The following is a 14,713-nucleotide window of genomic DNA, read 5'->3' as shown; positions in this document are numbered from 1 at the left end:
GCAATATACCATTATATTAGAAATCTTTAGAAAATCATTGAAATGATTGAGCCGCATTTCTTGATGAGACAACGTCACTTAATGCAGATGTAAGCACATTATTTAATATGACCCCAACATATTTGGCGCCTTTGTCAAATGCGCTATTGGCGGCATCGCTATTTCCAGCAACGGTACCAATTGGCACACCCAGTTTTTCCCCTTTATTAAACAGTTCATTTATGACCTTTTGCACTTCAGGATGACCCGCCCCTTCAAGCTGATATCCCATGTTCACGGAGAGGTCTGTGGAACCGATGAATGCTAAATCAATTCCAGGAACTGTTGCAATGGCTTCAAAATTGTTAGCTGCCTCTGGCGTTTCAATATGCACAATTATCATAACATTTTCATTACTCTCATCTAAATATGGTTTTCCACTATTTTTTCCGTAACGGGCAGGTCTAGTCGAATATGACACCCCTCTATTTCCACATGGTGGGAATTTAGCCCGATTCACCACGTCAAGAGCCTCTTCTTTCGTATTGATCATTGGTACTTGTACACCACTTGCTCCTCGGTCTAAAGCCTTTTGAATACTTGAAGGGTCATATGAAACTCGAACAATTGGGACAAGCCCAACAGAATCCGCCGTGCGGATCATATTTTCGAGCTCTGAAGGACTGAATGCACCATGCTCATCATCAATTACGACAAAGTCAAAGCCAGCATAACCAAGCATTTCTACTAAAGGTGGTGCATTTATCCCTAAAAATACACCAAGAACTTGATCCCCACGTTTTATTTTTTCCTTTATGGCATTCTTCTTCATCGTCTTCCCTCTCTTTCTCATTTAAAGACTATCTCTCATCCAATCCGATCATGAACGCAACTGGAAATATCGATCACCCAATTGGCTAAACATTAAGACTTCAACCAATCTCTCAATAAATTGCTTACTTTTACAGGCTGTTCTAACGTTATCAAATGCCCTGATTGATTTACGACTTCAAGTCTCGCTGAAGGAATGTTTTTTGTTAAAAACTCAGACATATGAACAGGACATACCTTGTCTTCATTTCCTACCAAAACCATAGTCGGACAGGAAATGGTTTGAAGGATGGGACGTTGATCTGAACGTGTCATCACTGCTTTTAACTGATTGATATACCCTTCGCTTCCAATTTTTTTAGCCATATCGATGATCGTTGAAGCTAATGTTTCATCGTTTCTACGATCGGGGTGAATTAAAACAGGTAGAAGATGCTTGATTGTGATATCCAGAAACTGACCGTTATTTTCCATATCAATGAACCTCTCCCAGCCTGCGATTTGTTCCAGGCTAGGAGGATTGGGATTTGTATCAAGCAATGCTAATTTCATGACCCGATCAGGTGCAAGACGCATCATCTCAAGAGAAATGATGCCACCCAGTGATAAGCCTGCCAGTGCAAACTTATCAGGTGCCTTTTCCAATACCGATTTCGCCATTCCTTCTATGGTATCTGCCTTCGACACATCACAGACTTTTACTTCAGCATGCTTTGATACATTCACCTTTTCCCATAGACGTTCATCACAAAGCGAACCCGGAAGCAAAATAAGCGGTACTTTATCCATTGTTATTTTTCACCCATTTTTAGTTTATCGGCGATTTCCTTTTCAAGACCTTCAAAGTTATCAGGTTTAATCATTTTTCCTAATTCATTGGCATGGAATCCATATTTACCTGCCTCTTTTATCACTTTTGGCGACCAGTAAGGGTCTTTTCCATCAAATACTTGATGTTGTTCAAGGACGGCAAAGATCCAAGCATCTTCATCACTGATATTTTCAAAGCCTCTCCATAAACCTGGTGGTAATGAAATTAAGTCCCATTGATCAATAATGGTTTCGCCATCAATTTCATCTGGGCCCTTTCCCCAGTAGAAACGCCATTTTCCTGATAGAGGAAGGAAGGATTCAATGTAATCATGCGTATGGTATGCAGGACCGTTTCCTTTCTGGGCTTTCACCATTCCAATTTGAAAACCATGCGGCTCCGTAATTTCAGGTGTAAAATTATCATTTTCACTTGCTGTATCCCCTATTAAAGTATAGTTGATACGTTGATGTCCTGGAATGATACTATCAATGAACATTAACGGGATTCCTTTTGCTTTCATTTCATCAAAACGAACAATCCAATTATTTTCCATTTCCTCATTCGTTACCGCTTTTTTTACTTTTGGCTCTTGTACTGTCATTTTTAATTTCCCCTTCCTTGTTTGCTAATGTGTTTTACATTCATTTTTTTCTATGCCACTTCTATCTAGAGGGTAAAGACGGCTACCTTTGAATACGTATTCAAAAAAATCACCAGACAGTCCAACCGCCATCTACTACTAGTGTTTGACCTGTCATCATATCGGAACATGGTGATGCTAGATATAACACACCGCCAAATAAGTCCTCCGTTTTAGCAAGTCTGCCAAGTGGAATTCTACTTAATATTTCATGTTTAAAGGTTTCATCTTCAAACATCGGCTTGGTCATCGGTGTCTCAATAAAGGTTGGAGCTATGGCATTGACATTGATTTGATGTGGCGCCCACTCAATTGCAAGCGCCTTCGTAAGCTGTGTAAGTCCGCCTTTACTGGAGGAGTATGCAGCCCGTTTGTAATAACCAACAAATGCCATCTGTGAAGACATATTTATGATTTTTCCTTTTTTCTGGTTGATCATATACGTTCCGGCAGCTTGGCTCGTAAAAAAGGCACTTTTCAAATTAATGTCCAGTACTTTATCCCAATCTTGGGAGGTCAACTCTTCGGCTGGTTTTGCCACGTTGACTCCGGCGTTATTTATTAAAATATCAATCTTGCCAAAATGTTTGTATATTCCTTCCATTATGATAGCTGTTTCTTCTACCTTTGTTAAATCAAAAGAAACGGGTAATACTTTTACACCTGTTTGTCCAATTTCATGTGCAGCTTCTTCGAGTTGCTCCTTATTACGTGCGACCAAGGCAATATTAGCCCCAGCTTGTGCAAGTAATTTGGCCAAATCTTTACCAATGCCTTTGCTTGCACCTGTAATGATAGCCACTTTTCCGCTTAAATTAAATAATTGATTTACTTCCAACCCATCACCCATCTTTACCTCTTTGAGGAGATTTTTTGAATACCGGGATTAAGCATTCTGTTTTGAATACGTATTCAAAATCGAATATCAGGTACCTTTACTCGCTTACAAATAAAAATATAAACAATTATCTGACTTTTGTAAATAGTAAAATTAATTTTTTGAATATAAAATGCCTATTTGTAATCATAGAAAAATGACCGATTTCTTTTTTAGGAATGTAAAGGAACGTATAAGGTCCATTCCAAAACCGGTCTTATTACCCTTAAGTTCGTATTGGGGCTGGTCCTGTTGTTTTACGAACAATTAGTTCAGGCTTAAGGAAAACTTGAATGGATGAAGATGAGGCATCTTTATTTTCTATAAGATAAATTAGTTTTTCTATAGCGGTTAGCGACATTTGGTCCATTTGTTGGGATATAGTCGTTAATCCAATAAATTCATTGGCAGCCAACCTAATATTATCAAACCCAACAACAGACAAATCATCGGGGACTTTCAGGTTTAGGCTTGATGCTGCATCCAAAACTGCGAGTGCCATTTGATCTGATGCAGCAAGAATTGCAGTGGGTCTGTCATTTTTTTTCAGTAATTTTTTTGTAAATGAATAAATCCGGTCATAAGAAAATTCACTATTGAATATTAAATCCTCATCAATTTCATATCCATTCTCCGTCAGCTCTTGTTTATAACCTATGGTACGCTCATAAGTCGCTAAGTACTTGGAAGGACCAGATATTTTCGCTATTTTTTTATGTCCTAATTTTAATAAGTGTTGTACAGCAAGCCTTGCCCCTTTATTATTATCCATTACGATAAAGTTAACATCTTTGATATCCAGGAAACTATTATATAATAATACCGGAAATCCGTTATCATGTAGTTTTTTGATTTTTTCAGTATAGTTTTTACTAACACTTGTTAAGATGATTCCCTCCACGCGTTTACCTATCAATAAATTTATGGCCTGCTCCAAGTTTTCATCTTTATGTCCAGTATTGTATATGATTACATCATATTTTAATTCCTGGGCTCTTTCTATGATGGCTTCCGCAGTTTCGGCAAAGAATGGATTTGAAATGCTCCCTATTATTAAACCTATTGACTTGGTTCTTTTTTCAACAAGACTTCTGGCAATTTCGTCCCTTGTGAATCCCAACTCATTTATGACAGCAAGAACCTTATCACGCGTACTTTTCTTCATATATGGATAATCATTTAAAACCCTAGAGACTGTAGACTGTGAAACACCGGCTATTTTTGCCACATCTTCTGTTGTTATTCTTTTCATACTTCATTATTCCTTTCTCTATATAGTAATTGTTATCCTTAAAAACTAAATTAACTTTTTTATATAATTTATACAAAAGTAAACATTTATGAATTTCATTCCTTTATAATATATCATAATATTCAAAATTTCACTTTGATTAAAAACTGTTTAACAGAACACCTCAATAATTCGAACATTGTGTCGTTTTTCTCTTTGACAAATTATGTTGCAAGTATGGAAAGCACCTTAAGATATTGATAATACTAGTTCTTTCCCAAATCTATACGATCGTACCTTGTGGCTCTTCATTAAGCAGCAATTTGTCTTTATTTACACTCAATATTTTTTCGTTGATGCCAACAGGGCTAAAAGGTTGCCATCGTGTAAAAAGAACTTGTTACTAGCGTGTATATCATATTCCCATAAGAAACATGAGGTATGAGATTTACTTACAAAGCATCGCCCTTCCAGGCGTATTTTTCTATTCCTTTATCTTGCATCTTTGAGCTCAGACAAACACTAAATTACATATACATTTTGAGAGGTGAATACAATGATGGTTTTATACCGCTACCTTTTTTTATTTTCTGGCCTGATTCTATTTGGTTTGGGAACCGCAATGGCTGTTGAGGTAAAATACCTCGGTTTACACCCATGGGATGTTTTGAATGTTGCATTGTATGATCAACATGGTTTAACAATAGGAACTTGGGGCATAATATGCGGTCTGCTTCTCATGGCAGTTTCTTTTGTGGCAGACCGCCGATATATTAATATCGGCACGGTTCTGAACGCCATGTTAATTGGTCCCATTACGGACTTTTTCTTGTGGTCTGATATTCTTCCCAATGCTTCACATACATGGATGGACTATTTGATCCTTTTAGCTGGAATTGTTCTTACTGGAATGGGTGGAGGTTTATACATAGCAGCTGGGCTTGGAGCCGGTCCCAGAGATGGTTTTATGCTTTCACTTTCCGATAAGACACGGTTATCGGTTAGCCAGGCTAGGATCATCGTAGAAAGCCTGGTTCTCATTGCAGGTTATTTCTTGGGAGGACCCGTTTTTGTCATGACCTTTATCTATACGTTTATTCAAAGCCCAGTTTTTCAATATTCTTTAGCTTTTTTCAGAAAACTTCTGCAAACAGCCGAACGCAAACACAAAGATTCTCAAGTTATCACATGAATACCTATTCCATTTCGCTACTCTATGCAAAGGTAAAGAATCGCTAAAGTCAAGATAACGATATATGTAACAAATACAGTAAACAACCCTATTATAGACATAGGATTTAAAAAACTCGTAAATCAATCTTCGCAAAGTGGTTCTCCTCCCTCTAGCTTAGCGTTTTTCTGTATAAAATGAAGAGCTGTGATCCATACAAATCACAGCTCTTTCATTTATTCTGCTTCTCCGACAATGGTAAATCTTTCATTAACATGTTGTGGCTTTTCAATTTCATCCAATACTGCGATGGCATAGTCAGCATAGCTAATATAACTTTGCCCTTTACTATTTAAGATGACATGATCCTTTCCTACTTGATAAGAACCCGTCCTTTTTCCTTCTGGGTCAAAGAAACCAGCAGGGCTGATATAAGTCCATGTAATCGAATCTGCATTTTGTAATTCCTCAAGTTGTTTCGCCGCATTGGATGCAGTTGGGTATACAAAATCAGGGAAATCAGGTGTGTCCATAAGTTTTGTTGTTTTTTCTTCATCAACAAAGAGGCTTCCCGCACCTCCCACTACGATTAATTTTGTATCTGGAGCTTCTTTAAGAGCTGAAACCAAGACTTTTCCAGATTCAACATATAGATGTTCCTCCCCATCCTGTGCTTTAAATGTGTTTACAACAACGTCAAATGATCTAAGGTCTGATGCAGAAAGAGAAAAAATATCTTTCTCAAGAGCGTTAACATTTGTATCTGTGATTTTTGAAGCATTTCTCACTATTGCTGTTACTTCATAACCTCTATCAATTGCCTCTTTCGTAATAAGTCTTCCAACTTTTCCACTTGCACCAATGATTCCAATTATCACAATTAATTCCTCCAAATGATTTTTTTTAGATTATGTTTAAGCATATTCTTATTTTATTTTAGTAGCTAAATATTTGTAAGTAGTCATTTTTTTATAACATAGTCACAAAAACAGAACCAATAGGAAAGAAAGGGATTTACATGTCTTGAACTTCATTACAGGTAAATGAAAAATCAGTACCCTGTGCATTTGTAAAAAACAAATCGAATCAGTGAGCTTGAAAGATTGGTGCCTGGAATTTCAAAAGGATAAAGTTAAAGGAATTAGAAAAAGGCTAAATGAAAAACATAAAAGTATATGAATTAGTGCATCTGAAATGGGATACAGTTGTAGGCAAAAATATTGCACCACATAAATGCTTGCTATATTATTTGGTCTGTAGTATATTAATTGACGCATCAACTATTGAGCCATCAACTATTTTTCACTAACCGAAAAGAGGGTGTTTCTTGACAAATTCATGTTCTAATGAATCTCTTATTTTATATAAAATGAACTGCCTTAACAAACAGATAAGTTCAAAATTCGAAAGTTGTATGGGCATCAGTCAATCAAGACATGATATCTTATATCAGCTTTATCAAGCTGATGAAATGAGTCAAACAGCTCTTCAAAAAGAGGTCAACATTGACGGTGCAGCGATTACACGGCATTTAAAACAACTTGAAGCGACTGGTATGATTGTAAGACGCAAAGATCCGGAGGATAATCGATTTACACTTGTCTGTCTTTCAGATCATGGCCGAAAACAAATTTTTTCCTATCAAGCCGAAAAGGCTCGTTTTGTCTCTTTGATGCTAAAAGATTTTAACGAAGAAGAACGTCAAGAGTTAACAGATATGCTGACACGCATACAAAAAAATATAAGCCAGGTTTAATTCTCGCTTCATTACCATTTGAAATAAGCATAACTAAAAATAATACTACTATAGATATAAAGAGGAGACTTCAACTATGACTGCAACAGTACAATTAACAAATGACTTCAAAGAAATTGTTACAGGACGCCGGTCCATAAAAAATTATGATCAATCCGTAAAAATCAGTAGAGAAGAAATGGAGGAAATACTTACCTTAGCAACACAAGCTCCTTCTTCAATCAATATGCAACCATGGCGATTCCTTGTAATTGAAAGTCCTGAGGCAAAAGCAACACTTGCACCTCTTGCACGCTTCAACCAAAATCAGGTCGAAACGTCTTCCGCTGTAATTGCTGTATTTGGTGATTTGAAAAATTTTGAGAACGCTGAAGAAATCTACGGTAAAGCTGTAGAGCTGGGGTATATGCCTTTAGATGTAAAAGAAGGAATATTAGCCTCATTTGCTGGATATTTCGAAAACATCACTAATGAACAGATGAAAGACGTCGTTCTAGTTGATGGCGGTCTTGTATCCATGCAACTTATGCTTGCTGCACGTGCTTATGGCTATGATACGAATGCTATTGGCGGCTATGAAAAAGACAAAATTGCAGAAGCTTTTGGATTAGAAAAAGATCGCTACGTACCAGTCATGCTAATTTCAATCGGTAAAGCAGCTGATAATGGTCATCAATCTGTTCGTCTTCCAATTAATAAAGTCGCTCAATGGAAGTAATTTATTAATAAATCCATTCACTATATTTACAAGTATGTTATTTTTACTTTCTTTAAATAATTAATTTGATGCTTAGCAAAAGAGAGGATGACGTTTAATGATTATCATTCATGCCGTATTCAATATTAACCCAGCAAAACAAGATGCATTTCTAGAGGAGATTCAACCACTAATTGAAGCTTCAAGAGCGGAAAGCGGAAATGTTTCTTACAACCTACACAAGGCTACAGAGAAAGACAATCAATTTACAATGGTTGAAATTTGGCAAGATAAACAAGCGGTAGCAAGCCATAATTCAAGTGAGCACTTCACCTCGTTTGTTGGAAAAGCTAAAGAATTCCTCACTGCGCCATTAGATGTTAAAGCATATGATGGACAACCTTTAAGCTTATAAGATAAAAACTATATCGAATTCTTACAAGGGTTGCAGCTCAAGCTGTAACCCTTGTTTATTTAATCCCGATTAAAAGTGTCTTTTCTTAATAGACAATTACCAGTAATACAGCTCCCGGATTTGGATAAACACTACATACCAAAATAGACGCCTTCTTACTTAAGAAGGTCGCCCAGTTGTTCATAATCAATTTTCTGAAACTATTATTGATTGAGTTTACGATTTTCAGCCTTTATAGCTGACTTTTCCTGCCTCAACCAATTCCTTTAGTCCCCTGTTTTTCTCTCAAGGCTCATGTAGAATCTTACTTACTCCCCATTTCCATGAAGCCACTTTTTTGTGACGACAATCATTTCTTCTTGTTGTTCCTTAGCTGAAATAGTCGCTTCATTATCTCCTTTTTGCTTTCCGTATAGGCCAAATTGGGCGTGGTTTCCCCCCGCTATCTTATGCATATTTGCCTCTTTAGACAATAAATGCTTTGTCTCCTCGATTTTCTCTACTTTGGACAGTCCATCATATTCTGCATATAACGATAGCATAGGAACTTTCGTTTTCGAAAAGTCATTAGAGTCACTCGGGTAAGAACCGAGGAAGATAATCCCTTCCACTTCTCTCGGATTCTCATACGCATATGCGGCCGCAGCTACTCCTCCTAACGAGTGTCCGCCAACGTACCACTTCTCCACAGATGGATATTCATTTTTTGCTTTTTTAGCTTTGTTTTTATCAAACAAAGCGAAGTTGAACCTCACATCTGGAATAACTACTGTATATCCATCTTTCGCTAATTCCTTTGCATAATAGCTGTATGCTTCCGGCTCTACCTTAGCACCTGGATACAGGACAATGCCCTTTTTCTTGCTTTTGGTTGGTTGGAATGTGACAAACCCATTATCCTTTGTTATATTCCCCTTCCCAACTAACGAATACAATTCATCGGATGGTTTATATGTTTGCTCCGACCAAATGTAAAAGCCGCCGAATGCGATAACCATTAATGCAATGATACTAATAAGACCGTATTTAATAGTCTTCTTCATGCTATACCTCTATTCCTAAAACTTATCTCTTGGTGTACGATGACTAAACAAAATTGATAGTAGTCTTGTTTTTTCGCCTTTCCGAAAATTCTTTTTCTGTTTGGATAAAACGAACTAACATTTCCTTCCTAATACATTTTAATGTTTTTGTCATTTTCCTCCCTTTTGCTGACGGATAATCATATCTACTTAGAATGAGCACATTAGTCACGAGTGACTATTTATATATGATCATAACAAGAATCAAGGCATCTAGAAAGAGCGTAATAATGATGGAGACAGAAACAAGCGGTGGCAGCTCCAAAAATTCTAAAACGCCTATTTGCGTGATAGCAGTCGTAATTGTGCTCGGTCCAAGCTATGTGATACATGCGATACAGACCAGTAAGTTTCCAGGGAAATCAATATATGAAGTGACCCATTGGACCTAGTAAGCACCTATGATGCCTGACATCGATACTCCTTCCTGTCTCATTTACAGTTATTTCTTGTGACTTGTTTTGATGTATTTTATAATGATAAAAACATAATTGGGGGGATGTACTTGGATACTATTCTCTATTTTTGTTATTCATTCATTTACATTATTCTTTTTATAACGGGAATGTTGTTCATTCGGCAGGATCGTAGTTTTTTATCGTCTTCAAGCTTTCTCCTCTTAATTACTTTCGGGCTCATCGTGGATAACTTAATAATTGCCTCAGGAAAATTTATAGGTGATGGCCCTTTGTTAGAAATGTTAAATGCATCTCGTTTCTGGAGTCATGGTTTTATCACTCCCACATTGATCTTGTTTGGGTGGGGGATGGCAAAGAGGGTACATATTCCTTTTTCAGAAAAAAACATAGCATCCTATTTTTTCTTTTTTCTTACGGTGGGGCTTATCATCTATGAATTCATTATAAATATGCATAAGACATTTGTACCTGTCTACAAGTATGGCGTTTTAAGATATGTTAGTATGGAATCTTCTGGCCCCCCTCTCATGGTGCTTATTGTAACCTTTACCCTTTTAGTAATCAGCCTCAACATTTATGTGAGAACACGTTGGATTTGGATGCTTTTAGGAGTCCTTGTCATGATTGTTGGAAGTGCTATCCCGATTCCACTAGAGAGTTCGGCTGTTACGAATGCATTTGAGTTAATTTTTCTATGTTTACTATGGCTTACAAACTACAAGCTAGATCCCCACTTCCCACAAAAAGAAAATTCCTTAGAGATACAAGGAAAAAGCGTAAAATAAAAGTCGATACTCATTAAAGTAATGGAAGTGATCAAAAAGAAGCCTCTAGTTGAACCAAAGGCTTCTTTTCGTCGAGTTTCTTCTATTATATATTGAACTTATAAGGGTAAAAATGATTCAGAGATAGTACCTCTTAGCAAGTCCTCTATCCATAATTAGATTTCACTAATATCTGCTAAAGTTAGTTACTTTCTCTCCGTTATCTTTCTTATATCCGATATGGGCTGTCACAGCAACCCCGTAATTGCACTGTATCAAATCTCGTATTCTTTAAAGATTGTTTGGGCAAAAGGGATACATACAAAGCATTAAAGAAAAGCACCAGTTTAACAAAAAAGCTATTTTATTCTACAAGAATCGAAATGGCACTATACACCAATAACAAAGCCATAACTATATTAAACTGACTTCTATACTTTTTAAGGAACCTTTGAAACAGTGAACCAAATACACTCCAACTCATGGTACTAAGAAAGCCAACGAAAGCCAGAAATATAGAGAAACACAGTAAACTGATATTTGAAGTGTGATAAGGAATGATAAAGGTTGATACTGCTGTTATCCCATATAAAATACCTTTCGGATTTACGAATTGTAAAAGCATTCCTGAAAGAAAACGGTTATTTTTATCTCCATCTTCGTCTTTATCCTTATTTTTACTGCTCATTATAATTTTTGTAGCCAGATACAACATATAGATTGCAGCTAGGATTGTCATAATAAATTCAATTTTAGGAATGAAATTTTTAAGCAAAAGATTAAAATAACTAGACAATAACATGATTACAAAGAAACCTGCACCTACTCCTAAACAGAATTTAAGTGTCTTTTTAAACCCGTATTTGTTAGCAAAAAGCATTGCCATAATATTATTGGGACCAGGGGTAAAACTAGTGACAAAAACATATAGCAAAAACGTGAATAATGGCATGTTGAACCCTCTTTCTTTAATGTATGTTATAATGACTAAAACGAATAGTATAACGACTTACTTTTTATTGTACAATACGATCGTTATATTGTATATAGGGGAGTGTATTTATGGAGGAAATAAATCTTATCCTTGCAAAAAACTTAAAAGCCTTTAGAGAAAGTAAAAAATTGAGTCTTGAAAGGGTTGCAGAGTTGAGTGGCGTAAGTAAAACGATGATTGGTCAAATTGAAAGAGGAGAGTCGAGTCCCACTATTACAACAATCTGGAAAATTGCAAATGGCTTGAAAATTTCTTTTTCTTCCCTTATAAATAATCCGCAGCCAGATACAAAAGTTGTTCACCGAAGTGATATTCAAACATTATCTGAGGACAACGGAAAATATCGAGTCTACCCCTATTTTCCCTTCGAAGATGATAAACGCTTTGAAGTTTATTCGATCGAGATAGATGAAGGTGGATTTCTAAGCGCGGATTCGCACAGAGAGGGAACTGAAGAATTCCTAACTGTTTTTGAAGGGGAACTAACTGTACGAGTAAATGACAAGGAATACACTATAAAAAATGGTGATTCTATCAGATTCAAGGCAGACAAGCCCCACTCCTATCTCAATTCAGGGGAATCATTAACTCGATTGAGCATGATCTTATATTATCCAACTTAAAAAACCCCGTTATAAGTTAACGGGGTTATATTGTAGACAAACTCGATATTAATTGAGTTTGTCTACAATCTTTTTTAGGCTTTTCACATTTGACCGTTGATTGTAACGTGGGCACTCGCTTTCCGCGGGCGGTCTCCGGGGGCCTCGCACACCCACTTCAATCAACTTGGTTATAAATTTAGATAGAACCTCTTTTGCCTTCAGTCTTTTTTCTTCTTTGATTTTTCAATCACTTTTTCCTACCTCATTATTTTTTATCATCAATATAAACTAAGCTAAATTCTTCTTCGATCAAGAAAATGACTTCAAAAAAGATCAAGTACATATGACTAGATTCTCTTTTTAATATCTTCCCTTATTGATTCAATGATAGTACCTGATAAATTTGCTGGAAGAGATGAACCATCCTCAAAAACCCATGTATTTAGTATTTCAAGATCTGCTTTTTTTAAAGTAACGCTATAATCTTTATAATTGTGAGTAAAATCAGCTGTAACCGTTTCTTCACCATCAAAATCGTCATCAATAATCATATTTTTTATTTCATATGGCTTCACGATGTAATCTCCTTTTTATCATTCTTGTATATAGAATGGACCTTATATGATTGTTTATTCACTTTTTTCACTCAACCTGCCCAAATCAAAAAACGAAGGGCTATTTTCTTACTATATGACATATCTAATACTCCTCCTCCAAAGTTACGGTTTAATCAATTTAAGATCTTTACTTATCCTGAAACTATTTCGTTACTGCAGCCTCTTTTTATCAGTTTAGCTCCAACTTCTAAAGTCCAATGGAAGGGTTTCTTAACTTAGCTACCAAGATACTTGTGATGAATAACACGGAAATTCAAGGTTCTGGCCACATGTAATTGTTGGGGAATATCCACTCCAACAACAAGGAGATTATCGGAAGTTAATACGAATAAATTCATCTTCATTTCGAACATTTGAAAGCGCATTCATTTTTTTTCGATGTTTTTGCTTAAAATAAAATGGTACTCCAGCGTTTTACTTAACTTTGTATATTTTTAGGTAATAATATATTTGGTGTATTTTCAAGTTTTTTCGGGCGTACAGCAACCCATACCAGTCCTCCAAAAACAAGAAGAACTAATGCACAAAGCTGAAAAGAGTAATGAAAACCTGTCATTGGATTTGAAGAATTTTCAACAAGAAAACCTGTAACGTATGGTCCAGCAATACCCCCTAATGAAGTAAAGGCCATAAACCAACCTTGGATTTTACCTTGGTGTTTTTTAGAAACGAGATCCACTAATATTGCTGGTCCTTGAACTAATGTAATACATCCAAAAGTCAACCCGAGTGACAGAAAAGTAATGGCCATAAAGTTTGAGCTTACAATCGTTCCAAAAAAGTAGCAGACCGCTCCCGCCAACATGACAGGTCCAAGAACGAAAACCCGAGCCCTAACAACACTTTTAGTTTTACGATACAGCCGGTCAGAAATTGCAGAGAATACAATCTGTGAAATGGTAATGAGAATCCAAGGTAATGCTACAACTATTTGTAATTGTTCTGCGCTTAATCGGCGAACGTTTCCAAGATAATTAGGTAGCCAGTTTAGACCAATAGTAAATGACCAATATGTAGCAAAGCCGCACAAAGCAATTAAGATGAAATTTTTAGAAAGCAATATAGATGAGAATTTTGATTCTGAGAGGTTTGTAGATGAGTCAAAAGCGTCTTTTGTCACGGAAGATTCATTTTTCAAATTATTTTTTTCTTTTACTAACCACAACCAACATGAAATCCAAATTGCACCAACTATTCCAGTAGTTACAAAAGCTGAACGCCATCCATAAGTTAAAATAAGATGCATTAAAATCGGGGCTGATATTGCTACTCCAAGAGGACCACCAACTGATACCAGCGTTAAGCCTATTCCAAGTTTTTCTTTTGGGAGCCATTTGGATGCTGCAGTCATAGCTAAAGAATAGGAAGGTCCTTCACCTGCCCCTAAAATGATTCTAGTAATCAACAAATACCAAAAGCTAGTCACAAATATAGTTGAGAACTGAACAAGAGACCAAACTGCCACCATACCAGCTATTACTATTCTTGTTCCAAACCGATCAGCGAGTGCACCACCTGTTACTGCCGAAATCGAATATAATAAGAAAAAAACACTACCTACCATTCCCCATTGCTCTGGCGACAATCCTAATTCATCCATGATTGGAACAGAGGCAAATCCAATGATTGCCTTATCTGCATTACTAATTACAGTTAATAAGAATAAAAGGAAAATCACAACCCACACTCTTTTTAACGCTCCCACACCTTGTACTTTCTTTTGCACCATAAAATGCCCTCCTTTATTGAACCTTTTGTTTATAAAACGAAAAAAAAGTGACCTAGTTCTTACGTTAAAAATGTCTATATACATCTGTTAGA

The 14,713-nt window shown here is 36.3% G+C and carries 17 protein-coding genes; 7 read left to right on the top strand and 10 right to left on the bottom strand.

The window, feature by feature from the left end:
- Positions 1–34: 34 nt before the first annotated feature.
- From ACQKMH_RS19725 to ACQKMH_RS19705, 5 genes are all read right to left on the bottom strand, one after another.
- Positions 35–811, bottom strand: coding sequence for an HpcH/HpaI aldolase family protein (locus tag ACQKMH_RS19725; protein ID WP_427589115.1), 777 nt, complete (start codon positions 809–811; stop codon positions 35–37).
- Positions 812–903: 92 nt separating this feature from the next.
- Positions 904–1,599 carry an alpha/beta fold hydrolase gene (locus tag ACQKMH_RS19720; protein WP_427589114.1) on the bottom strand — a complete coding sequence of 232 codons (696 nt, stop codon included), beginning with the start codon at positions 1,597–1,599 and terminating at the stop codon, positions 904–906.
- Between the two features lie 2 nt (positions 1,600–1,601).
- A complete protein-coding gene (locus ACQKMH_RS19715; RefSeq protein ID WP_427589113.1) occupies positions 1,602–2,225 on the bottom strand; it encodes a cupin domain-containing protein in 624 nt (207 codons plus the stop codon).
- Between the two features lie 109 nt (positions 2,226–2,334).
- On the bottom strand, positions 2,335–3,114 hold the full coding sequence (locus ACQKMH_RS19710) for an SDR family NAD(P)-dependent oxidoreductase (RefSeq protein WP_427589112.1): 780 nt from the start codon (positions 3,112–3,114) through the stop codon (positions 2,335–2,337).
- Positions 3,115–3,367: 253 nt separating this feature from the next.
- Positions 3,368–4,393 (bottom strand): LacI family DNA-binding transcriptional regulator, encoded by a 1,026-nt coding sequence (locus ACQKMH_RS19705; RefSeq protein ID WP_427589111.1) that lies wholly within the window; start codon positions 4,391–4,393, stop codon positions 3,368–3,370.
- Between the two features lie 538 nt (positions 4,394–4,931).
- Here ACQKMH_RS19705 and ACQKMH_RS19700 point away from each other — a divergent pair.
- Positions 4,932–5,564 carry a YczE/YyaS/YitT family protein gene (locus ACQKMH_RS19700; RefSeq protein WP_427589362.1) on the top strand — a complete coding sequence of 211 codons (633 nt, stop codon included), beginning with the start codon at positions 4,932–4,934 and terminating at the stop codon, positions 5,562–5,564.
- Positions 5,565–5,779: 215 nt separating this feature from the next.
- Here ACQKMH_RS19700 and ACQKMH_RS19695 read toward each other — a convergent pair whose 3' ends face one another.
- A complete protein-coding gene (locus tag ACQKMH_RS19695) occupies positions 5,780–6,421 on the bottom strand; it encodes an NAD(P)-dependent oxidoreductase (protein ID WP_427589110.1) in 642 nt (213 codons plus the stop codon).
- A gap of 449 nt (positions 6,422–6,870) precedes the next feature.
- Here ACQKMH_RS19695 and ACQKMH_RS19690 point away from each other — a divergent pair, with 449 nt between their 5' ends.
- The 3 genes from ACQKMH_RS19690 to ACQKMH_RS19680 all read left to right on the top strand — a co-directional run bounded on the left by ACQKMH_RS19690 (position 6,871) and on the right by ACQKMH_RS19680 (position 8,411).
- Complete coding sequence (locus tag ACQKMH_RS19690) at positions 6,871–7,299, top strand: MarR family winged helix-turn-helix transcriptional regulator (protein ID WP_427589109.1); 429 nt, start codon at positions 6,871–6,873, stop codon at positions 7,297–7,299.
- A 76-nt stretch (positions 7,300–7,375) separates the two neighbouring features.
- Entirely contained in the window at positions 7,376–8,017 is a 642-nt protein-coding gene (locus ACQKMH_RS19685; RefSeq protein ID WP_427589108.1) for a nitroreductase family protein, read from the top strand.
- Between the two features lie 97 nt (positions 8,018–8,114).
- Positions 8,115–8,411: a putative quinol monooxygenase gene (locus ACQKMH_RS19680; protein ID WP_427589107.1), complete on the top strand. Its 297-nt coding sequence runs from the start codon at positions 8,115–8,117 to the stop codon at positions 8,409–8,411.
- Positions 8,412–8,719: 308 nt separating this feature from the next.
- Here the strand turns inward: ACQKMH_RS19680 and ACQKMH_RS19675 are convergent, their stop codons facing one another.
- Positions 8,720–9,454: an alpha/beta fold hydrolase gene (locus tag ACQKMH_RS19675; protein WP_427589106.1), complete on the bottom strand. Its 735-nt coding sequence runs from the start codon at positions 9,452–9,454 to the stop codon at positions 8,720–8,722.
- A gap of 269 nt (positions 9,455–9,723) precedes the next feature.
- Here ACQKMH_RS19675 and ACQKMH_RS19670 point away from each other — a divergent pair, with 269 nt between their 5' ends.
- Entirely contained in the window at positions 9,724–9,885 is a 162-nt protein-coding gene (locus ACQKMH_RS19670; RefSeq protein WP_230159568.1) for a hypothetical protein, read from the top strand.
- Positions 9,886–9,998: 113 nt separating this feature from the next.
- Positions 9,999–10,697 (top strand): hypothetical protein, encoded by a 699-nt coding sequence (locus ACQKMH_RS19665; protein ID WP_427589105.1) that lies wholly within the window; start codon positions 9,999–10,001, stop codon positions 10,695–10,697.
- A gap of 343 nt (positions 10,698–11,040) precedes the next feature.
- Here the strand turns inward: ACQKMH_RS19665 and ACQKMH_RS19660 are convergent, their stop codons facing one another.
- Entirely contained in the window at positions 11,041–11,628 is a 588-nt protein-coding gene (locus ACQKMH_RS19660) for a LysE family transporter (RefSeq protein WP_427589104.1), read from the bottom strand.
- Between the two features lie 110 nt (positions 11,629–11,738).
- Here ACQKMH_RS19660 and ACQKMH_RS19655 point away from each other — a divergent pair, with 110 nt between their 5' ends.
- Positions 11,739–12,293 (top strand): helix-turn-helix domain-containing protein, encoded by a 555-nt coding sequence (locus ACQKMH_RS19655; RefSeq protein ID WP_427589103.1) that lies wholly within the window; start codon positions 11,739–11,741, stop codon positions 12,291–12,293.
- Positions 12,294–12,622: 329 nt separating this feature from the next.
- Here the strand turns inward: ACQKMH_RS19655 and ACQKMH_RS19650 are convergent, their stop codons facing one another.
- Together ACQKMH_RS19650 and ACQKMH_RS19645 are read right to left on the bottom strand one after the other, a co-directional pair.
- Positions 12,623–12,850: a hypothetical protein gene (locus ACQKMH_RS19650; protein ID WP_427589102.1), complete on the bottom strand. Its 228-nt coding sequence runs from the start codon at positions 12,848–12,850 to the stop codon at positions 12,623–12,625.
- 460 nt (positions 12,851–13,310) lie between these two features.
- Positions 13,311–14,621: an MFS transporter gene (locus ACQKMH_RS19645; RefSeq protein WP_427589101.1), complete on the bottom strand. Its 1,311-nt coding sequence runs from the start codon at positions 14,619–14,621 to the stop codon at positions 13,311–13,313.
- Positions 14,622–14,713 lie beyond the last annotated feature (92 nt).

Origin of the sequence: Peribacillus sp. NPDC097895, from assembly GCF_050277555.1 — a bacterium.
GTDB lineage: Bacteria > Bacillota > Bacilli > Bacillales > DSM-1321 > Peribacillus.
Note: the sequence above shows the minus strand (reverse complement) of the source record. Positions and strands in the feature narration are given on the sequence as shown.